Raw genomic sequence first — 20,064 nt, 5'->3', positions numbered from 1 at the left:
GAATTTGAATGGCCCATATTCGTTTCGATTATTCAAAAGCCCTGCCGTTTTTCGGGGAGCATGAAATTACCTATCTACAGGATGCTGTAAAAGTGGCGCACCATTCCCTGCATGAGCAGACAGGGGCAGGCAATGAATATCTTGGCTGGCTTGATTTACCCGCCAATTATGATAAAGAAGAATTCTCAAGAATCAAAAAAGCGGCCGCGAAAATAAAAGAAGATTCAGAAGTGCTGCTGGTTATCGGAATCGGTGGATCATATCTGGGAGCACGGGCAGCAGTTGAGATGCTTCAACATAGTTTTTATAACATTTTACCTTCGGATAAAAGGAAAGCACCGCAAATTTTATTTGTCGGTAATAATATAAGCTCTACATATATGCAGGACGTGATGGACCTATTGGAAAATAGGGATTTCTCGATCAACGTCATCTCTAAATCCGGTACGACCACGGAGCCTGCACTGGCCTTCAGGATTTTCAGGAAACTGCTTGAACAAAAATACGGCGTTGAAGAAGCTAAGAGCCGCATTTATGCTACGACTGATAAAGAGAAGGGCGCATTAAAAACGGTAGCAACGGAGGAAGGTTTCCAAACTTTCGTCATTCCTGATGATGTTGGCGGACGTTACTCGGTCTTAACGGCTGTAGGGCTGCTTCCGATTGCTGTCAGCGGGGCGGATATCGATCAAATCATGGAGGGAGCCGAGCATGCCAGGGCCGACTTCAGTTCTTCCGAGCTAGGGGAGAATCAGGCATACCAATATGCGGCGGTTCGGAATATCCTTTACAATAAAGGGAAAACGATTGAAATGCTGATAAACTATGAGCCTGGACTTCAATACTTCTCTGAGTGGTGGAAACAGTTATTTGGAGAAAGTGAAGGAAAGGATCAAAAAGGGATATTCCCTTCATCGGCTAACTTCTCGACCGACCTGCATTCATTAGGGCAGTATGTCCAGGAAGGACGGCGTGATCTTTTTGAAACGGTCATCAAAGTCGATAAGGCCCGTCATGAAATCGTGATTGAAGAAGCGGCCAATGACTTGGACGGCCTTAATTACCTAGCAGGTGAAACGGTGCAATTCGTGAATAATAAAGCATTTGAGGGTACGCTGTTAGCCCATACGGACGGTGGCGTTCCCAACCTGATCGTAATGGTTCCTCAGCTCGATGCTTATACTTTTGGCTACCTTGTATATTTCTTCGAGAAAGCTTGTGCAATGAGCGGTTACTTACTGGGTGTAAATCCATTTGATCAGCCTGGAGTGGAAGCCTATAAGGTGAACATGTTTGCTCTTTTAGGCAAGCCGGGTTATGAAAAGAAAAAAGCGGAGCTTGAACAGCGCTTATAATATAAAAGGCAACAAGCCGGAATAACATCCGGCTTGTTGCCTTTTTTGGTTGAACGCCAAAGGGTAAGAATAAACATATTCGATACTGGTATCGAAAATGAGAGTGGGGGGGAATTAGTATCAAGGAGCTAGAGAAACTGAGAACGGTTCCCCGGTCCGCAAGAAGCCTGCCGGATGGAAAGAAGAAGATGTAAGATGCTAAAACAAGAGAAAATCAAAACTGGAGGAAATCATATTGGGAGACTTAAATATTTTTATATCTTTTGGTGCTGGGGTTTTATCCTTTATCCCTCCTTGCTGTTTGCCACTTATATCCTGCTTTTTTATCTTATATTACAGGATTATCAGTTAACAAATTAAATAGCAGGCCAATTTTATTTACGATCTCTTTTATGAATACAATGATGGATAAGAAAATAACTTTTAAAAATCGCCTATCCGTTAGATGGGTTCTATTTTAATTGGGATAGGATATGCTGCTGGTTGGACTCCTTGCATAGGACCCATATTAGGGGCTGTTGTAACCCTTGGTTTGTCTACAGGTCAGATGTTAATAATACAAAAAGTGAACCTGACAAGAAGGCAAAGAATTATTTAAAAAAATCCTAGTTCATTCAGAGAAAAAAGGAATTCCCACTTTTCCCAAAAAGAAAAAAGCCTGAAGCGGTTTTTCTGCTCAGGCTCTTTTTTTAGCTTTTGGTCTTCATGTAAATTTGAAACAAAGTTTGATCAAAACACGCAATAAATATATTTAGTTTAGCATTGAACTAAAGAATTTAATACCAACGAGTATACAAATATCCCCACCAATGACCACGACCATATACACCTTGAAAGAGAACATTAGCAGTAGCGCGTGCAGTATACCCTGCACCTGCATAAAGTTTAGTGAAAATAGATTTAAAATGACCTAAGATACTTGACTGCAGTCTCAGCATATATCTCGGCAGATTCTACTAAGTTCTCCACTGAAACCCGCTCATCGTACCCATGGATAGTGTGTTCCAGCCCAGGACCGTAAAGGACAGTTTCAATGCCATGGCGCCGGAAGTGACTGGCATCACTTGAACCAAGCAAAAGTACGCTGAAGACGGGTTCCTCCATTCCAAGGACACGCTGGATTCCCAGTTCTATGGCCCTCACAATTGGACGATCCTCTAAGGTCCAGTTCGGGTTAGTACAAGGTACCATTGGCTCTACAACCGCACCTGGCGCTACAGCACTAACAAGATTCCTAGCGATATCAAGTACAAACTCGGGCTTCATACCGAATGGAACCCGGGTATCCACTTTAATGATACACTTGTCTGAGACGACGTTCACATTTGTTCCGCCCTGGATTATACCTGGATTGTAAGAGGGACGATAAAGTAACTGTGACAGTAAGGGATTTCCTAGACTCTGAGATAGGAGCCACTCAGTATTGTACAAAAGTTGACAAGGCTCTGGCGGAGGCGTTGTCTTGAGCTCCCATAGCTTGGTTAGTGCTTCGACCGCGGCTGCCCCTCTTCGTACGGCGGAGATTCCATAAAGCGGTTGTAGGCTGCCATGATCTGTCTGACCTGGTATGATCACCTGCATCCATGCCTTGCCCTTTTCACCGGCATTCGGATGGTAGCGGTCCGTTGGTTCACCAATCAGACAAGCATCACCCTTAATCAATCCTTGATCCAGGAGCGAGGCCACCTCAATGCCGCCAGTCTCTTCATCCGGAGAGGCAATAACTCCTAGGCTACCTTTCAAATTAAGAGTGGGGGCGAACTCGTGAAGTAGTCCAGCCACAAAAATCAGTGCTGCCAAGCCTCCTTTCATATCGGAGGCTCCCCTACCCAAAAGCATACCTGCTCTAACTTCTCCTGAGAAAGGATCGAAGGTCCAATGTGAACAATCGCCTGCAGGTACGACATCTGTATGTCCACAAAATAGGAGCCGTGGACCAGGTACCCTGGTTAAGGGAGCATCACAGACCACGGTAACCAGCGCATTTTCGCTACGGCGGTGCTCGGTAATCAAGAACCCTTTTGCTGCTAGGTATCGGCTAATATGGCGTCCCATTTCTGCTGACCGCTTCTTAAACTCGGGCGATGGATTTTCAGATGGAATTCGAATAAATGAAGCAGCAAGTTCGACTAATTCCTGTTGCCTTGACCTTATCAGTTGCCGGATCATTCTGGTACTCATATAAATACATCCCCTCCATGTCCAGCATTAGCCGCAATATTTCTATACCTATTCTATGTGCTGTTCCTAGTTCATATTTCTGAGGTTAAAAGTGGGGAATTTAAAGTCTCGTTCAATGCTATAGTTAAACTTAATGAGCCAAAGAGCCAAAGTAATATATGGGTAGCGTCAGGAAAATTGTGCTTAACGTTGTAAAACCGCATTTTTTCTGACGCTACCAGCAGAAGATCCAGTAATTACGAATGGAGGAGGAGGGAGCGACGAAGCTGAAATAAAAGCGTAAGGAAAGCTTGGAAATCAGTGAGGAAGCCAATCTTCCTTTATGCCTGATCAAGGGGACAATAGAGTCATTCCAGGTTTTTTTTTAGGCGCTTTGGTTAAGCTAATAGAAAATTAGCGAAAGAGGTTTTATACAATGATTAAAATTTCTTCTCAGTTGGAAGGGAAAACTTTCGGGTTGTTCGATTTGGAGACAAAGTTAAAACCGGAAGGATATGCGATAGGCGGAGGATGGGATTATGACCACGGGTCTTTTGATTATAAGATTGATGACAGTGATGGCTACCAATTCTTGCGGGTCCCTTTCAAGGCTGTTGATGGTTCACTCGATCAGGACGGGGTAATGGTCGAACTCTTACAACCGTTTTTGTTATCTCATAAGTACGAGGACGGGAATGACGATGAAGGAAATATCGGAAACCTTTCCGCCTCCTTCAATCAGTTTGCCGAGCCTGAAAATCCGGATGCCGAATTTCCGGAAAACTATATCTCTTTAGGAAAAGCGCTTGTCCGTAATCTGGAAAAGCTTTTATTACATTAATCATCAATGATGATTAGAGTGTCATCACGATGGATGATTACATCTCCGGGGGGCTTGATTAAGGTCTTGCCTCCTGAAATGATGCCGACCAATAAAATGTTTTGATCGAATAGCTTAACGTTCAGCTGTTTGAACGTCAATTCCGCCCAGTCATCCTGGATGGGCAGCTGTTTGAGGCTCAATCCATCCAGCTCATTTTGTTCTCTGGCTTCCGTTATGATCCCCTTCGATAAGCAATCCTGCATATATTCACTCGCGAATTTATTCGTTTCGACTATACCGTCCGCCCCAGCCCGTAATGCATTTTCCTTTTGTTCATGCGTCAATATTTCCACAAGACAATACACATGCGGATTCAGCCCTTTGACGGCCAGTAACGTTAAAATCGAGAACATATCCGTTTGCAGCTCGTCCTGCTTAAGGTCAGCCGTAATAAGGACGCGAATGGCTTGTTTAATATTGGCTTTCTGCAAAACGGAATCCAATGTAGCTTTTCCTTGGATAAAGTGGATATTCGTTCGTGGAAGCGGGTGCTTTTGCAGTGTATCATCGATAAGGACAATGGATTGATGGTGCTTGCGATCATGGATGTTTTGGATGATTCTCTTGGAACGGCCATTCCAGCCCACAATGATAATATGTCCGCCGCCGCCGAATACTTTCTTTCCTGTTAGAAATTGCTGTTCATTGGATATGGAAATTTTAGCGATGTACGCAAAATAAGAAGTAATCAGGCCGGCCCCTGACAAAATGAGGACCATCCCAATGATTTTGCCAAGATTGGTCACGGGAGTGAAGTCTCCATAGCCGACCGTTGACATCGTCACGATTGCCCACCAGATGCCATCAAGTAAGGTGGGGAATCTCTTCGGCTCCACAATGTGGATCAAGACCCCGAATGAAAGTAAAAATAATGCGATGATGGAAAGCAATCTGATGAAACGCGGAAATCTGGGAACGGTACTCATGTATGGACCGATTCGAATCATTATTTTCACACCCTTTGAGCTGATCCTTATAGTATGGTCAAAAAAGGCATGGCTCATAAGGGTCCGGACAGACAAACTTTGAATGATGAATATCGGCATATTGCCTGATCAAATTACGGTAAATGATAAAAGCCCTCCGGAAGATGTCGGAAGGCTTTTAGTGCTGAGTCACGTATCCTGAATGGACTTCATGCTCGATGGTTGATTATATGCCCATTTCAGCTTCGGTATTCCTAAATCTTTTGTTAAACCCTTCTCCGTACGTTGAAGTTATCACTGATGAGCAGCCAGTTTTGGGGGAAGGCTAAGCCGAGCTTCCAATAACTCATTCCCCTTAAGTTCAATTCTTTGAGTAAATCGAATTTTGCCTGAATCGATCTGGCATCTTCAAACCACACCTCATGCTGCCTATCCTCAATATCGGTATAATTGAAGTGAGGGGCCTGTGCGGTTTCATCATACTCGATTGAAACATCATTGTCCGCCGCAATTTGGATGGCCTGCTGCGGACTTACGGCCTTGGCAATGGATCCCTGTACAAAAGGCAGGGTCCAATCATAGCCATATAGGTTTTGCCCCATCAGGATCTTGTTGGAAGGAATATCGGTGACGGCATATTCGAGGACATCCCGAACAGGTCCGATAGGTGACACTGCCATTGGCGGTCCGCCGCTATACCCCCATTCATATGTCATGATGATGACGAAGTCGACGATTTCACCATGTGCTTTATAGTCATGCGCCTCATACCATCGGCCTTTTTGCTCAGCACTTGTTTTAGGGGCCAGTGCCGTGGAAATGAACCATCCTTCCTTCTTGAAGCGATCCCTGGCTTTTCGGAGAAATTGATTATAGGCTTCTCTGTCGGCCGGCCGTAAATACTCAAAGTCAAAGTGGATATCCCGGAAACCATATTTCTTTGCCGTTGTAACGATATTGTTCAGGAACTTATTCTGAACGGAAGTATTCGTTAAGATGATCCGCCCGAGCTCATCGCTGAATTGGTCATTCTCCTGATTTGTGATCACCATCATCAGGACATTTTTATTTTCCCTGGCGATGGCAGGGAAACCATCGAGTAATGGCTCCTTTAAGGAGCCGTCTCGCAGCGCCTGGAAGCTGAAAGGGGCTAAGTAGGTTAAATAGGGCGCAGCTTCCCTGGCGGCCGTCACAAGGGCCGGTGCAACCGTCGTACCCCTCGGCTCGACATAGCCGTTGAATTCGGCGGTCCTTTTCCTCCGTGCCGGAATATAAAGCCGGTATCCAACGGATAGGATTTGATTTTCGGAAATGCCATTTATATTTGCCAATTCTTGAACAGGGACATCAACCCTTTGGGATATGGAATAAAGACTATCACCCGGTTGAACGAAATAATAACTGCCGACGATTGGAATGACAAGGGCCTGCCCCGAAACAAGATTATTTGGGTTAGGGATCTTATTTGATTCAACGAGCCTGTCAACGGTTACGCTGTACGTCTGGGCGATGCCATATAACGTCTGGCCTGGCCTAACCACATGTATTTGCAATTCTTTTCCCTCCTACTGAAAGTTTCCTAACAGTTTATGAGCATAAAAAGAAATTCATGATAAAGAGCTCAGGATTGGGAGAAACGTAAACGAAAAAATTCAATAAATTGGCAATAATAATTTAAGCTTAAAATGCTAATTAATATTAGTAGGAGGTGAAAAACACATGGCAAACAACAATAACAGCAATCAACTTTTAGTATCTGGTGCAGAACAAGCCCTACAACAAATGAAGAATGAAATCGCTAGTGAATTTGGTGTAAACCTAGGTGCTGACACTACTTCTCGCGCTAACGGATCTGTTGGTGGGGAAATCACAAAACGTTTGGTTCAAATGGCTGAACAACAACTAGGCGGTTCAAACTTCTCTCGTTAATTAATTGAATAAATATGGATTTGAAAGAGAAGGAGCAACGCTCCTTCTCTTTCGCATGGTTCAGCCATGTGACTGCCAAGCTTTTAAAATCTTGATTGTCCTTTCAGGGAAATCGGTCATGATGACGTCGACTCCCAACTCTGCCAGCCTGACGATGTCGGCTTCATCATTGGCGACCCAAGGCCGGATTTTATATCCGAGTTTTTTCGCTTTTTCTTTAACCGCTGGAGTCAGGCTGTTTTTATCTGGATGAAAACCCGATTCCTTTTTATCACGTAAGATTTCTTCGAAGTTTTCAGGAAGTCCCTCGAACAATAATGCCCGTTCAAGATCTGGGGCAAGCATCTTCACTTTTTCAATGGATTGATGGTTGAAGGAAGAGAGGATCACCCGGTTTTCCATTCCATATTGACGAATTGAATCAATGATCTTCTGTTCGATTCCTTCATAAGCGAGTTTATCCGTCTTGATTTCGACATTCATCAATAAAGCATTTCCCTTAGCCCAGTCGAAAACGTCCATTAAAAAAGGAATCCGCTCCCCAAGGAATTCATTGGAAAATTTACTCCCGGCATCAGCCGTTTTCAGTTTTTGTGCCGAATGATCTTTTACATAACCAGTAAGGGTGGTCGTTCGATCAAGTGTTTCGTCATGGATGATGACCAATTCCCCGTCAGAACTGAGGTGGACATCGAACTCAATCCCCTCGGCCCCGATTTCTGCCGCCTTTTGAAAGGCTGCCATGGTATTTTCAGGATGCGTCCCCTTGGACCCTCTATGGGCGAAAATCAGTATGTTTTGCAAAATCATCACTTCCCCTTTAAACTTTATCTTGAACCCTATCATACATGTACGCTTGAATTGTTTCAGCAATGTTTAATAGACAATATTTTAAACAACGAGTAAAATACATATGGTATTTCCATAAATAGGTGTTCGAAATATGAGGTGAATAAAATGAATATGTGGGAAATTTTTGTTGCAGTTATCCTTGGTCTTGTAGAAGGATTAACTGAGTTTGCTCCTGTATCGTCAACAGGGCATATGATTATCGTCGATGATTTATGGCTGAATTCGAAAGAGCTTTTCGGGAGTGAAGTGGCTAATGCCTTTAAGGTGGTCATCCAGCTTGGTTCGATACTCGCCGTTGTGGTGCTCTTCTGGGGGCGATTCATGGACTTGCTTGGTTTAAGGAAGCTGAAAGGCACATCCGCTGGGAACGGCCAAAAGCTTAACCTATTGCAGATCATTGTCGGATTGTTGCCGGCGGGCGTTTTAGGTCTATTATTCGAAGATTATATTGATGATCATTTATTTACGATGAAGACGGTTATCGTCGGATTGTTCCTAGGCGCATTTTTGATGATTGCTGCGGATAAATTCCGTCCAAAGCTGACTGCAGAGACGGTTGACCAAATCACTTATAAACAAGCCTTAGGTGTAGGATTGATTCAATGTTTGTCACTATGGCCGGGATTTTCCCGTTCAGGTTCAACGATATCAGGCGGTGTGCTATTAGGGATGAGCTATCGGGCTGCTTCCGATTTCACGTTCATCATGGCAGTGCCGATCATGGCTGGTGCCAGTCTCTTGAAAATCGTGAAATACTGGGATAGCTTCACGCCTGAAGTCCTGCCATTCTTTATTGCAGGTTTCATCAGTGCATTTATCTTTGCATTATTCTGTATCCGCTTTTTCTTGATTTTAATCAATAAAGTTAAATTGACTCCTTTTGCCATTTACCGGATCGTCTTGGCGGTTGTGCTTCTATTCATTATTTGGTAATACGAAATGAAGCTTGAAAGAGGAGAGGAACCACCCCGTTGATTCGGGGTGGTTTTTTGTGCGTCCGAAAATGAGCAGGATTCCCATGAAATCAATAACGAATGATAATTTGGTTTTTTAGTTTTTAATTCGTTATTAATGAGTAAAAACTCAATAAATCTTTTTATAATAAAAAAATATTCGGTTTTCAGTGCAGTTTCAGTCATAATTAGTAAAAAAAATATAAATAAAATAAAACTGCCTGAGCGTAATGATACCAACGTGTTTGAGTATTTTGCGGAATATTCAAATGATTACATAAACTATTTCCATATAATTTATATGATATAATTTTAGTATAAATAAAGTACATGTGTACACCTGGGGAGGACAACATGAGAAATGACCAATTGAAGAAAACGATTGGCTTTTGGGTTGGAACATCTATTGTAGTTGGTACAGTTATCGGTTCTGGTATTTTCATGAGACCTGGTGACGTGCTTGAATTGAGCGGTAATTCAACCATGGCCTTGTTAGCTTGGCTGATAGGCGGTCTGATTACCCTTGCAAGCGGGTTGACGATTGCGGAAGTGAGTACACGGATTCCTAAAACGGGCGGCTTATATGTCTATATGGAAGAAGTGTACGGTAAAGCATGGGGATTCCTATGCGGCTGGGTTCAGACATTGGTATACGGACCTGCAGTCATGGGCGCACTCAGTTTATACTTCGGGTTATTAGTTGCAGGAATATTTAAGATCGCTTCAAGCTACTCTTTGGCGATAGGGATTCTTACGATTGTATTCATAGCAGGCATGAACTTGCTGGGGACAAAATACGGCGGTATCATCCAAACCTTATCGACCGTTGCTAAATTGATCCCGATCATTTTCATAGCGGTATTCGGTATCGCACAAGGTGATATGCCTGTATTCAATATCGATAGCGAAAGTTCAATGAAAATCAGTATGGCCGGTGCGATTTTGGCAACGCTCTGGGCGTATGATGGCTGGATGAATGTCGGCTTCATGGCAGGGGAAATGAAAAACCCGCAGAAAACGTTGCCGCGGGCAATCATAACGGGATTGGTCGTGGTCATGGTCGCTTACTTGGGTGTGAATCTTGCCATGCTTCATGTATTGGGGGCGGAGGGAGTCATAGCCCATGGTACGAATGCAGCGAATGTTGCAGCAACGCTTCTATTCGGTGAATTGGGCGGGAAATTGATATCGATCGGAATTGCGATTTCAATCTTCGGTTGCTTGAACGGAAAGCTTTTGACCTTTCCGCGCATTACCTTGGCGATGGCGACTGATAAAATGATGCCAGGCCATAAACAAATCGGAAAAATATCGCCCAAGTTCAAAACGCCTATAAATGCCACGGTATTGCAAGTGTTCATTGCAATCATCATGATGGTTGCAACAGACCCTGACAAACTTACCAATATGGCTGTTTTCTCTGTCTTCTGTTTTTATGGATTAGCCTTCTTTGCGGTCTTCATCTTACGCAGAAAAGATCCGGATGCAAAAACGTATAAAGTGCCGTTTTACCCATTCATCCCCATCGTGGCGATTGCTGGTGCAATATACATCGTTTTAAGCACGTTAATCCAAACACCTTTAAATGCCCTGTACTCAGTGATCATCCTCATTATCGGTATGCCAGTGTACTGGCTCCTTAAGAAAAGCGAGCGGGATGGTAAACGTTCAAATTAATGAAAAAACCTTCACTGCATGCAGTGAAGGTTTTTTTAGTTGCTGGAATGAAATTTTCCCGTTGGATAGAAGTGGTGAAATAGACAACTCGGGAAGTTCGTATTAACATAGGGGGAAAGTTAAATAGTGAAGGGTCTGAACAAAAGTGAATTATATCGAGCCTGCTGGTAAATCATTCAGGAAAACGATCTTGGCTTTATTTCTCGGTAGCTTTGTAACGTTTGCGGATCTGTATAGTACCCAACCGGTCATTCCGGTTTTCGCAAAGCAATTTGGAGTCTCTCCTGCAATGGCAAGCCTTACATTATCTTTCGCGACTGGAACGCTTGCACTCTGTTTATTGCTTGTTTCTTTTTTCTCAGAAAATATCGATAGGAAAAAAATAATGGGGACGGCGCTCACTCTGTCTGCATTGTTATCCATATGTGTCAGCTTCATCCAGGATGATCTATACATCCTGATCGCAATTCGGGCGATTCAAGGAGCGGTGCTTGCAGGTTTCCCGGCCATTGCGATGGCCTATATCAATGAAGAATTTCATCCGAAAAGCCTTGGCTATGTGATGGGGATCTATGTGAGCGGCTCGAGTATCGGCGGATTGGCTGGCAGGCTGATTGTCGGGGTGCTGACCGACCATTTCTCATGGAACATAGCGATTGGAAGCCTTGGAGCTTTAAGTTTGATCATCAGTCTGGCTTTTTGGTGGATGCTACCGCCTTCGCAGCATGCTGTCCGCGTACGGGTCTCATTATCGAGAATCAAAACCTCCCTTATCAATAACTTAAGGAATAACAGACTAGTACTCTTATTCGTCATGGCCTTCCTATTAATGGGCTCGTTCGTTACCGTTTATAACTTTGTGGGTATACCTTTAATGGGACCGCCATATCATTTATCACAGACATTGATTGGCTTCATATTCATAATCTATCTTGTGGGGACGTTTAGTTCAACATGGATGGGGAAGCTTGCCGATCAATATGGTCGGAGTGTTGTACTTCTTACCGGAATCGCAATCATGCTGATGGGCGCCCTGTTAACTTTATTGGACCCGCTTTTGCTGAAAATAATGGGGCTTGCCCTGTTTACATTTGGCTTTTTTGGAGCTCATTCCATTGCGAGCAGCTGGGTCGGCAGTTTGGCAGATAAGAGTGAAAAGGCACAAGCATCCGCATTATATCTCCTGTTTTACTATGCAGGATCAAGTATAGTTGGGGCATCAGGCGGTTTATTCCTGATGAAGTTCGGCTGGGGAGGGGTCATCTCGGCTGTATCCATTCTGATCCTCCTTGCTGCCGCTTGTGCGATGATGGTGGAAAAAGTGAAAATCGTTAAATAAAATGATCTTTTCTATCATGTTTTTCCGGAATCCTGAATATAATCTAGTGAAAATGGATATTGAATAATAGATTGATAAGAGAAGAGGGTATTAGATAGAGTGAAACGAAAAGCAGTAATTCTCATTGGGTTAATAGCCGTTTTAATTATATTATTCGTTGTATACTTAACAAGTCCGGGCAGATTGCATAAGGTGCAGATTGTTGAAAAATACTATCCGCATTTCTCCGATGGCAAGGCAGTCGGTTTTAAGACGAACGAAGTCATTGATGTGACGGAAACCGAAGAGGGATCCAATTGCGCAATGAAATTCGACAATGGGAAAACGTTTGAAATTGATTGTGACCGTTATTTAACATACAAAATTGATGAAACAGTCTATATAACTACTGAAGGGAACCATGTGGAGGAGATCCGGAGAAAAAGGTAGTGGCTTTTCGATTTTTAATGACGAAAGAGCTGGGCTTGCCTAATAAACAACTCAGCTCTTTTATTTTTATCCCATTCAAAAAACCCAGGCCAATTTGGACTGGGCTTTTTCATTTTTTATCTTTGCCTTTACTTTTATCCTTTTTATTACGCCGAAGTACATCCAAGATTCTGCGGCTGTTATTTTTACTGTTTATGAGTTCAACTAAATCGCTCATGTTTTCAGATTCGAAGTCTTGTTGATCTTTTTTCATGTTCATCCCTCCAAGTCATACATCATAATACCCTTATCAAGAAAAGGGTAAACGTCTATTAGCATATTGGTAATAGAAGGATTTTATATCCTTCACCCCTCGATTATTGCTAAAATATGATAAAAGCCCTGTATGGGAGGTCCATATGGAAGAATTAAGAATGATTGGCGAAAAAATTGAAAAATTTAAATATATCCTAGTGGAGCATATCGAGTTGTTTGAAGAAGATGAACCGCTCTATGATTTAGAAACCGGTAAAGAGGTTCGGTCAAAACTTATTCAAATTCATGCAGATGCCTTGATTCATGGAAAGGCACAAGCGATGGAAAGCATGAAAATAACGGGTATGGAAATAGGTAAGCGCATCGTGGATATGGGCATTCCTTTAGATAAGAATATTGAGGAAGCTCAAGCGATACGTAACCTTTTCTGGAGTTTCATTGAAGAAGAGGTGAGCAACCGATATTACTCCATTGAAATTCTGTTAAAGGCAAGCTCGATAATTGATGTAATCCTGGACCAGTTCATACACTGTGTGAGTATCAGTTACGTGAATCATTATAAAGAAATGGCGAAAATGGCAAACGATTCTTTGCAGAAGATAAAGGAAAACCAAGAAGTCATGGAAGAATTGTCCACGCCGATTGTTCAGACCGTATTAAAGGATGTGCTGCTCTTACCGTTGATCGGACGCATTGACGATTGGAGAATGGAGTCGATGCAATCGACGGTGCTGCAAAAATGTGCAGATCTGCATGCGGAAGTATTGATCATGGATTTCTCGGGAATTACCTTTACGAAGGAAAGCAATATGCTCTCCCTGCTGGATCAATTAGTGGGGGCATTGGCCTTGATGGGAACGGAAACGATGTTTGTCGGTTTTACCCCTGATGTCGTAAAAGAGATCGTCAAACTTGATCTTGCAAATCAGGTAAAAGCCTTTCTATCGTTCAGGCAGGCCCTGGAATATCTGTTTAATCAAAGAGGGCTGGCTCTTCAGCCAGTATGATGGAGGTATCCTTTTTTTAGGGTATCTTTTTTTCTATGTCAGGCTAACATTCCTGCTGCTCCCATATTTAATCGCCCATCGATATTTCTCCATGTTATAGTGAAGGGCGTGGACGGACATGTTGTTTTTAATTTAAATTAAATAGGACATGTAAAGCGTGTAAGGAAGGTGGTTGAATAGTGTTTTTCAAGAAAAATGAAGAACCTGAACATTACGAAAAATGGTATTGTGTAGGAATCATGACGGATAATGGGCTGGAGGATGAAGAATATGATGTTTTATCCAAACGCATCCTCGACTCAGTCCAAAATGTCTCGGTCATATCGGACTTGGTAAGGGTGGAATGGGATCGGGACAAATTGCGAGCCTTGAAAGAACGTTTTGGGGACCCCTCATTTTCCGACCCATGGTTTATCATTAATGAATTCATACCAGAGGATATAAAAAAGGAAAGAAAACTTCTGGAGAAGACTCATAAATGGAAGAGGATCTTTGGTCTCCTTTCCTCGATTGAATATATGGAAGCCGAGACGAAGGCGGCCCATGACTTTGATAAAGCCCTCTTTTATACAGACGATGCAGATAAAGTGATTGAATACATTATTGCAAATAGCTAGCATTCCTGCCACATCGATACATTGTATCGGTGTTTTTGCATTTGATTTACTGATTATCGGAGCAATTTCACGGTGGAAATTCGACCTTGAGCGAGTTGATTCGACTTTGTGTGTAATAATTCGACGTTGCACTGGATGATCCGTACTTGCACCTTTCTTCCTTCTTGAAATAAAAAGAGAGAATGTGGGGATGGTGGTAGGAAAGATGGAGTTAAACGCGGAATATCTAAAATAGAAAGAAAGAGAGTTTTAAGGGGAGAGGAAGATGAATCGATGGAAGTTGCCGTACCTCAGCAAAAGCCAAAACGGAAGTGGAGAAAGCGGGCGCTATGGAGTTTTGGAATCCTGATCATACTTTTGCTTTCTGTCTTGATTGCCGCAAATGTATTTCTTTCAAGATCCTTGCCGGAAACAAAGGGGGAAATATCGCTTCCAGGTCTTTTGAAACCGGTTACGGTGGTGAGGGATTCAAGTGGGGTCCCGCATATCAACGCAGCGAGTGAACATGATTTGTATTTAGCCCAAGGATATATCCAAGCACAGGACCGTTTATTTCAAATGGATTTAAGCAGGCGTCAGGCGTCAGGTAGATTAAGTGAAGTGATTGGTGAGAAAACCGTCAAAAATGATAAGTATTTCCGCACACTTGGTTTGAGGCGGGCGGCCGAAGCTTCTTATGCTGCATATTCAAGTGACGGAAAAGAAGCCTTGGATATGTTTGCCGAGGGGGTAAATCTTTATATCGATGAATTGAAGGAGAATGGAAAATGGCCGGCGGAGTTCACTCTGCTTGGATACGAACCGGAGCCTTGGACACCGGTCGATTCGCTGACCATAGGTAAATATATGGCCTTTGATTTAGGCGGGAACTGGGAAGATCAGGCGTTTAGGCAGTATTTGCTGCAAACGTTCCCCAAGGAAAAGGCATATGATTTATTTCCCGATTATCCAAAGAACGCCCCATATATCATCAGCAAGGAAGAACTGGATATTGAAAAAAGTTTTGCAGGGGCCGTTATTCCTTATGAATTCAACGGCAGCAATAACTGGGTCGTTTCAGGCAAGAAAACGCAATCCGGTCAGCCGTTATTGGCGGATGATCCCCATTTGGGTTTGGCTACACCGTCGGTTTGGTATCAAATGCATTTGGAGGCCCCGTCAGTCAATGTGAGCGGTGTTATTTTTGCCGGGATTCCGGGAATCATACTAGGTCATAACGAAAAGGTCGCTTGGGGTGTGACCAATACCGGTCCGGATGTTCAGGATCTGTATATTGAGAGGAGAAACCCGGAAAATGAGAAAGAATTCTCCTACAAAGGTAAATGGGAAAAAGCTGAAATCCTGGACGAACCCATCAAGGTGAAGGATGGGAAAACACTTGACTATCAAGTGACGGTTACCCGCCATGGACCCGTTGTCTCCGAGTTTGCCGGGAAAAGCGGAAAAGATACCGTGCTTGCCTTAAGGTGGACGGCACTTGATCCATCGGCCGAGCTTGAAGCGGTACTGAATATGAATAAGGCGGGAAGCTGGAAAGAATTCGAAAAGGCCCTCTTGAAATTCGAAACGCCGGCACAGAATTTCGTCTTTGCCTCAGCCGATGGGACCATTGCCTATAAGGCGAATGGGAAAATCCCAATCCGGAAAAAAGGTGATAGTATGCTGCCAGTACCTGGCTGGACGGATGAATTTGAGTGGAAAGGCTATATTCCCTTTGATCAACTTCCAAAAACGGTGAATCCAAAAGAGGGATTCATTTCGACAGCGAATAATAAAGTCATCTCGGATGATTACCCTTACCATATCAGCAATAACTGGGCACAGCCATACCGCCAGATGAGGATACAGGAGTTTTTAAAGGAGAATAAAAAGCTTACGGCCGAGGATATGCAAAGCCTGCAGATGGATAAAGTGAATTTGCAAGCTAAGGAGTTTGTTCCTCGATTCGTGGAGGTATTGAAGGGTCCATCTGGGAAACAGGAAGCCCAGGCACTGACGATTCTGAAGAAATGGAATCATATCGATTCCGCTGATGAAGCGGCACCTATGATTTTTAATGTCTGGATGCGAAATATAGGGGATGTCCTGCTTAAAGAAGAAATACCGGAGGAAACCCTCAACCTTTTTAATGGAAGGCGTTCGGCCATTGATGAACTGCTAAGGCGGGCACTGGACGGTAAGCCGGGCCCTTGGATTGAAGATGCAGGCGGACTTGAGCAGGTGCTTGCCAAGTCGTTACAGGTGACGTTAACGGAACTGGCAGAATCACAAGGTGACGATATAGCTGATTGGGAATGGGGAGACTATCATCAAGTCAGGTTTAACCACCCGCTATCAAGTGTCGCCCCGTTACATTATTTATTTAACGGCGGCGGCGGCATTCCGGTAGGCGGCAGCAGTGTCACCGTACAGGCGGCGGCATTTTTAGATGATGGAACCGTTAATCACGGTGGCTCCTGGAGATTCGTCATCGACCTAGCCGACATGAAACAAGGATATCACCTTGTTGGACCGGGTCAATCAGGTAACGTGAAAAGTGAGTGGTACCACGATCAGCTTGATGATTGGGCAGAAGGTACTTATCACAAAACCACAATGGACGATCCAAAAGGGGATAAGCTGACATTGAAACCTTCATACTGATATCCAGAAAAAAAGTACCAAGTCCAGCATCCTTGCTCTGGACTTGGTACTTTTTCATTGTTTTTGCTTAGTAAAGAATTCTGCAAGGAACTCCTCAAAATTAGGGGCCTCGATTGCTGCGATTTTTTCATATGATTCAATGATCTTGAGTTTAATTTCTTGCTCCAAATCATTCCGGTCTTGATAGTTCGTGTTTCTTAACGATTTTTTTATTTTAGGATTCAAAGAGTCTATGAGATCCAACAATTCTTCTTTTGACAGTTTTTTATCCACAATGGCTTTTCTCCTTTCTAACATATACCTCATCCATATAGTGCTTTCGAAGTTTTTTTAGAGCTTGTTTACGGATGCTTGAGATATTCTGTGGCGACTCCTGGAAATAGGCAGCAATTTCCTTGTTGGATAGGCCGTAGGAAAAGATCATGGTCAATACCAGGCTTTGTTTGGCTGTTAACTTCTTCAAGGCTTTTATCATCTCTTCATCACTTATGTGTGAAGCGAGTTCATTCGTTTCCCCCATCTTTTCAAGTTGAACGTCCAAGGTGCCGATTAGATCGATCAATCCGCCAGTATCCCTTGGTGTCGCATCAAGTACCATTCGATAGCGTTCCCGCTGCTTCCGTGCCCTTTTATCAAAATCAACAGAGAAAAAGTAAATTAAGGAGCACATGTATTTGTATACTTTAGCCCGGTAATAGAAAATTTTGAAAGTCTCGTTGAGATGATCAATGTTGTGGGAAGAAGGGGAATCAAGAGTTTCAGTGAAAATCTTTAAATGCTCTGGGTTCTGTAAGAATAATTGAATGATCGGTTGTGCAAAGAAAGATGAGTACTGTTGCTGCAGAAACTCCAATGAATGAGAAAAAAAATGAGAAGTAAATTGGTTCATTGTTATCCCTCCTTTTATTAATAAAGTGATGGACAAGGGGAATAAATCAATTATATAGGAACATTCGTTCCTTTTTCCATAAATCAATAGTGCTAGATTGATTTTTTTTGACAAGTTTCACTTTAGATATCAGATACAAAGAAAAGGGGTGAAGAGGATGATGATTGAGGATGCTAGTGTGTGGGTTTCATTAGTTAGCGAATTTGGCTATCCATTCGTCGTTTCTATGTTTTTGCTCTTCCGCTTCGGTAAACAATTAAAAGAACTGACAACGGACGTAGAGAACTTAAAAAAGTCCGCTCATAAAACGAAAAAACGATAACCTCAGGACGTAAGTGCCAGGTGATAAACACCGAATTTCGGATTCTATACTAAAAAGGGTCCGGAATTCGGGTATAAAGAAATGGGTACTAACTGATTCAAGCTTTTGTTAAATCCCTCCCTTAACCTAAAATAAAATAATGATAAACCATTATTTGGAATATAGCACAAAATAGGTAAAAAATAATCGTCATTTGGAATCATTTTACTGCTATAATTCATCCGTCAATGGAATTAGATAGGAAATCCTCCCCTCGTAGGATTTTAGTTTTATGGATTAAAGTGAAAATACTTTTAAAAAAACAACATTCATCAATAAACTTCTGAATAGTATGCGGCACCCAAGTAAAAGGGTGCTGCTTTTCTTATTTTTTGGTAATAAACTGATAATATGGAAAAGGGGTGGCAAATTTGAAAAATGAACAGCTGGAAGATATTCGGATCCTGCAGCAAGAATGTGAACGGGAAGGTTTTACGTTAAAACTGAATTGGGAAACGCTTCGCAGTCGAAATGGTGTTCATAAGAATGATTTTCTCCACTATGATGGATTGAAGCTTGTTGGTTTTCTTGGTCTTTACGATTTTGGAAACAAAGCGGAGATGTGCGGGATGGTGCACCCCGACTACCGGAGGCAAGGCATTTTTACTAAGCTGCTGGAAGAGGCGATAAGGAGTGCCGTGGAGCGCAACTATAAGGTGATTCTCTTGAACTCACCTGCTCAATCCCACTCAGGGACAGAATTTTTGAAACAGCTCCCATGTGAGTTTGCTTTTTCAGAGTTTCAAATGAAGTGGTCCGAAACGGAGCTTGATGATTATGATGATGCAGTCGTTCGCCCTTCACGGAGAGATGATGAGGAAACGGAAATTCAGCTGGATATTCAATGTTTCCGATTTACGAAACGAGAGGCGAAGGATTATTATCAGCGCATCCTATATGAGGATACTCTGAAAACCATGATGATTGAAAAGGGCGGCCGCGCAGTCGGTAAGATCCGTGTTGATCACTCAGGCGGGGAAGCGTGGATTTATGGATTTTCCATTTTGCCAAAATACCAGGGAAAAGGACTTGGAAGAAAGGCATTGAAAAAGGTTGTAGCCGAACAATGCCAGCTGGGATATGATATTTTTCTCGAGGTCGAGGCGACTAATGAGCATGCGTTAAGACTCTATGAATCTTGTGGCTTCAAAACGATTCAAAGACAGGATTATTATCAATACAAAGGCTGAAGGGAATTTGACGACAAAGAGTGTTAGGGGGATGGGATGGATGTTGACATTATTCCATTATAACTGGCAGGTGAGAAGGGAATGGTTCAAGTGGTGCCAATCCTTACCGAATGAGGAGCTGAAACGGCAGCGTACGGGAGGGATGGGCAATATATTGCGGACACTTGCCCATATTATCGATGTCGAATGCAGCTGGATCAGGGCCATACAAGGGAGGCCTGATGTCGCAATCGATTTGGACGCTTATGATACGATCGGAAAAGTGGAAGATTTATCTAACCAATATCACTCAGAGATCATGGACTATTTGAACTCGGATGCAATTGAAGAAGAGAATGGAATGGTTCAGCCATCCTGGATGAAGGGGACATATGAAAAAGGCAGGATACTGCGCCATCTCATAGCGCACGAAATTCACCATATAGGCCAGCTGTCCATCTGGTCGAGGGAGATGGGCATTGAACCGGTATCCGCCAGTTTAATAGATCGGGATTTATAGGTTCGCCGTTTTCAAAGGGTTTCCCTGAAAAAAAGAGCGTAAGGAACGATCTTTGAAATCCATACGATGTTAGCAGGCTGGTTCATTTTCATGGGCCAGC

The 20,064-nt window shown here is 43.0% G+C and carries 20 protein-coding genes and 2 pseudogenes; 15 read left to right on the top strand and 7 right to left on the bottom strand.

Going from position 1 to position 20,064, the window contains the following annotated elements; translation table 11 throughout:
• Nucleotides 1-8: 8 nt before the first annotated feature.
• From AC2YHV_RS10055 to AC2YHV_RS10045, 3 genes and pseudogenes are all read left to right on the top strand, one after another.
• Complete coding sequence (locus AC2YHV_RS10055; RefSeq protein WP_487373128.1) at nt 9-1,355, top strand: glucose-6-phosphate isomerase; 1,347 nt, start codon at nt 9-11, stop codon at nt 1,353-1,355.
• 235 nt (nt 1,356-1,590) lie between these two features.
• A pseudogene (locus tag AC2YHV_RS10050) lies at nt 1,591-1,703 on the top strand (cytochrome c biogenesis protein CcdA); the annotation flags it as partial.
• A gap of 68 nt (nt 1,704-1,771) precedes the next feature.
• A pseudogene (locus AC2YHV_RS10045) lies at nt 1,772-1,887 on the top strand (cytochrome c biogenesis protein CcdA); the annotation flags it as partial.
• 368 nt (nt 1,888-2,255) lie between these two features.
• Here the strand turns inward: AC2YHV_RS10045 and AC2YHV_RS10040 are convergent.
• Nucleotides 2,256-3,536: a M20 family metallopeptidase gene (locus tag AC2YHV_RS10040; RefSeq protein ID WP_487373127.1), complete on the bottom strand. Its 1,281-nt coding sequence runs from the start codon at nt 3,534-3,536 to the stop codon at nt 2,256-2,258.
• Nucleotides 3,537-3,951: 415 nt separating this feature from the next.
• On the opposite strand from AC2YHV_RS10040, the gene AC2YHV_RS10035 reads away from it, so the two are divergent.
• On the top strand, nt 3,952-4,356 hold the full coding sequence (locus AC2YHV_RS10035; RefSeq protein WP_057278022.1) for a YugN-like family protein: 405 nt from the start codon (nt 3,952-3,954) through the stop codon (nt 4,354-4,356).
• Here AC2YHV_RS10035 and AC2YHV_RS10030 read toward each other — a convergent pair.
• Together AC2YHV_RS10030 and AC2YHV_RS10025 are read right to left on the bottom strand one after the other, a co-directional pair.
• A complete protein-coding gene (locus tag AC2YHV_RS10030) occupies nt 4,353-5,345 on the bottom strand; it encodes a potassium channel family protein (RefSeq protein ID WP_176548590.1) in 993 nt (330 codons plus the stop codon). The two genes, AC2YHV_RS10035 and AC2YHV_RS10030, sit on opposite strands and share 4 nt — an antisense overlap.
• A 245-nt stretch (nt 5,346-5,590) precedes the next feature.
• Nucleotides 5,591-6,877, bottom strand: coding sequence for a glycoside hydrolase family 18 protein (locus AC2YHV_RS10025; protein ID WP_487373126.1), 1,287 nt, complete (start codon nt 6,875-6,877; stop codon nt 5,591-5,593).
• A gap of 166 nt (nt 6,878-7,043) precedes the next feature.
• Between AC2YHV_RS10025 and AC2YHV_RS10020 the strand changes: the two genes are divergently transcribed.
• On the top strand, nt 7,044-7,253 hold the full coding sequence (locus AC2YHV_RS10020; RefSeq protein ID WP_034310322.1) for an alpha/beta-type small acid-soluble spore protein: 210 nt from the start codon (nt 7,044-7,046) through the stop codon (nt 7,251-7,253).
• Between the two features lie 60 nt (nt 7,254-7,313).
• Here the strand turns inward: AC2YHV_RS10020 and AC2YHV_RS10015 are convergent, their stop codons facing one another.
• A complete protein-coding gene (locus AC2YHV_RS10015; protein WP_487373125.1) occupies nt 7,314-8,063 on the bottom strand; it encodes a glycerophosphodiester phosphodiesterase in 750 nt (249 codons plus the stop codon).
• Between the two features lie 147 nt (nt 8,064-8,210).
• Between AC2YHV_RS10015 and AC2YHV_RS10010 the strand changes: the two genes are divergently transcribed.
• The 4 genes from AC2YHV_RS10010 to AC2YHV_RS09995 all read left to right on the top strand — a co-directional run bounded on the left by AC2YHV_RS10010 (nt 8,211) and on the right by AC2YHV_RS09995 (nt 12,503).
• The gene (locus tag AC2YHV_RS10010; RefSeq protein WP_063574787.1) at nt 8,211-9,038 is read left to right on the top strand and encodes an undecaprenyl-diphosphate phosphatase; all 828 of its coding nucleotides are present in this window, start codon (nt 8,211-8,213) and stop codon (nt 9,036-9,038) included.
• A gap of 374 nt (nt 9,039-9,412) precedes the next feature.
• Entirely contained in the window at nt 9,413-10,735 is a 1,323-nt protein-coding gene (locus AC2YHV_RS10005) for an APC family permease (protein WP_063574788.1), read from the top strand.
• Between the two features lie 145 nt (nt 10,736-10,880).
• Nucleotides 10,881-12,074 carry an MFS transporter gene (locus tag AC2YHV_RS10000; RefSeq protein WP_487373124.1) on the top strand — a complete coding sequence of 398 codons (1,194 nt, stop codon included), beginning with the start codon at nt 10,881-10,883 and terminating at the stop codon, nt 12,072-12,074.
• 99 nt (nt 12,075-12,173) lie between these two features.
• Nucleotides 12,174-12,503, top strand: a complete 330-nt coding sequence (locus AC2YHV_RS09995) for a hypothetical protein (RefSeq protein WP_034310337.1) — start codon at nt 12,174-12,176, stop codon at nt 12,501-12,503.
• A gap of 109 nt (nt 12,504-12,612) precedes the next feature.
• On the opposite strand, the gene AC2YHV_RS09990 is transcribed toward AC2YHV_RS09995, so the two are convergent.
• A complete protein-coding gene (locus AC2YHV_RS09990) occupies nt 12,613-12,756 on the bottom strand; it encodes a hypothetical protein (protein WP_158226130.1) in 144 nt (47 codons plus the stop codon).
• A 145-nt stretch (nt 12,757-12,901) separates the two neighbouring features.
• On the opposite strand from AC2YHV_RS09990, the gene AC2YHV_RS09985 reads away from it, so the two are divergent.
• From AC2YHV_RS09985 to AC2YHV_RS09975, 3 genes are all read left to right on the top strand, one after another.
• Nucleotides 12,902-13,765 carry an STAS domain-containing protein gene (locus tag AC2YHV_RS09985; RefSeq protein WP_413004779.1) on the top strand — a complete coding sequence of 288 codons (864 nt, stop codon included), beginning with the start codon at nt 12,902-12,904 and terminating at the stop codon, nt 13,763-13,765.
• A gap of 179 nt (nt 13,766-13,944) precedes the next feature.
• Nucleotides 13,945-14,382, top strand: coding sequence for a hypothetical protein (locus AC2YHV_RS09980; protein ID WP_413004781.1), 438 nt, complete (start codon nt 13,945-13,947; stop codon nt 14,380-14,382).
• A gap of 273 nt (nt 14,383-14,655) precedes the next feature.
• Nucleotides 14,656-17,025 carry a penicillin acylase family protein gene (locus AC2YHV_RS09975; protein ID WP_487373123.1) on the top strand — a complete coding sequence of 790 codons (2,370 nt, stop codon included), beginning with the start codon at nt 14,656-14,658 and terminating at the stop codon, nt 17,023-17,025.
• A 54-nt stretch (nt 17,026-17,079) separates the two neighbouring features.
• On the opposite strand, the gene AC2YHV_RS09970 is transcribed toward AC2YHV_RS09975, so the two are convergent.
• Together AC2YHV_RS09970 and AC2YHV_RS09965 are read right to left on the bottom strand one after the other, a co-directional pair.
• Nucleotides 17,080-17,298, bottom strand: coding sequence for a hypothetical protein (locus AC2YHV_RS09970; protein WP_487373122.1), 219 nt, complete (start codon nt 17,296-17,298; stop codon nt 17,080-17,082).
• Nucleotides 17,291-17,914, bottom strand: coding sequence for a sigma-70 family RNA polymerase sigma factor (locus AC2YHV_RS09965; protein ID WP_239859666.1), 624 nt, complete (start codon nt 17,912-17,914; stop codon nt 17,291-17,293). The genes AC2YHV_RS09970 and AC2YHV_RS09965 overlap by 8 nt, the downstream gene beginning before the upstream one ends.
• 157 nt (nt 17,915-18,071) lie before the next feature.
• Between AC2YHV_RS09965 and AC2YHV_RS09960 the strand changes: the two genes are divergently transcribed.
• From AC2YHV_RS09960 to AC2YHV_RS09950, 3 genes are all read left to right on the top strand, one after another.
• Nucleotides 18,072-18,236, top strand: a complete 165-nt coding sequence (locus AC2YHV_RS09960; protein WP_082609383.1) for a YvrJ family protein — start codon at nt 18,072-18,074, stop codon at nt 18,234-18,236.
• A gap of 410 nt (nt 18,237-18,646) precedes the next feature.
• Entirely contained in the window at nt 18,647-19,465 is an 819-nt protein-coding gene (locus AC2YHV_RS09955) for a GNAT family N-acetyltransferase (RefSeq protein WP_487373121.1), read from the top strand.
• A gap of 40 nt (nt 19,466-19,505) precedes the next feature.
• A complete protein-coding gene (locus AC2YHV_RS09950; protein ID WP_487373120.1) occupies nt 19,506-19,964 on the top strand; it encodes a DinB family protein in 459 nt (152 codons plus the stop codon).
• The last annotated feature ends 100 nt before the right edge of the window (nt 19,965-20,064 follow it).

It is taken from the genome of Peribacillus sp. SRI_006 (assembly GCF_057586375.1).
This window is presented reverse-complemented; position numbering and strand designations above follow the sequence as displayed.

What these genes read in the sequence shown, in the direction of transcription:
- AC2YHV_RS10005 (WP_063574788.1), top strand. Translation starts at nt 9,413, where the DNA reads ATGAGAAATGACCAATTGAAGAAAACGATTGGCTTTTGGGTTGGAACA.
- AC2YHV_RS09975 (WP_487373123.1), top strand. Translation starts at nt 14,656, where the DNA reads ATGGAAGTTGCCGTACCTCAGCAAAAGCCAAAACGGAAGTGGAGAAAG.
- AC2YHV_RS10035 (WP_057278022.1), top strand. Translation starts at nt 3,952, where the DNA reads ATGATTAAAATTTCTTCTCAGTTGGAAGGGAAAACTTTCGGGTTGTTC.
- AC2YHV_RS09990 (WP_158226130.1), bottom strand. Translation starts at nt 12,756, where the DNA reads ATGAAAAAAGATCAACAAGACTTCGAATCTGAAAACATGAGCGATTTA.
- AC2YHV_RS10015 (WP_487373125.1), bottom strand. Translation starts at nt 8,063, where the DNA reads ATGATTTTGCAAAACATACTGATTTTCGCCCATAGAGGGTCCAAGGGG.
- AC2YHV_RS09965 (WP_239859666.1), bottom strand. Translation starts at nt 17,914, where the DNA reads ATGAACCAATTTACTTCTCATTTTTTTTCTCATTCATTGGAGTTTCTG.
- AC2YHV_RS10055 (WP_487373128.1), top strand. Translation starts at nt 9, where the DNA reads ATGGCCCATATTCGTTTCGATTATTCAAAAGCCCTGCCGTTTTTCGGG.
- AC2YHV_RS10020 (WP_034310322.1), top strand. Translation starts at nt 7,044, where the DNA reads ATGGCAAACAACAATAACAGCAATCAACTTTTAGTATCTGGTGCAGAA.
- AC2YHV_RS10040 (WP_487373127.1), bottom strand. Translation starts at nt 3,536, where the DNA reads ATGAGTACCAGAATGATCCGGCAACTGATAAGGTCAAGGCAACAGGAA.
- AC2YHV_RS09985 (WP_413004779.1), top strand. Translation starts at nt 12,902, where the DNA reads ATGGAAGAATTAAGAATGATTGGCGAAAAAATTGAAAAATTTAAATAT.
- AC2YHV_RS09960 (WP_082609383.1), top strand. Translation starts at nt 18,072, where the DNA reads ATGATGATTGAGGATGCTAGTGTGTGGGTTTCATTAGTTAGCGAATTT.
- AC2YHV_RS10030 (WP_176548590.1), bottom strand. Translation starts at nt 5,345, where the DNA reads ATGATTCGAATCGGTCCATACATGAGTACCGTTCCCAGATTTCCGCGT.
- AC2YHV_RS10010 (WP_063574787.1), top strand. Translation starts at nt 8,211, where the DNA reads ATGAATATGTGGGAAATTTTTGTTGCAGTTATCCTTGGTCTTGTAGAA.
- AC2YHV_RS09950 (WP_487373120.1), top strand. Translation starts at nt 19,506, where the DNA reads ATGTTGACATTATTCCATTATAACTGGCAGGTGAGAAGGGAATGGTTC.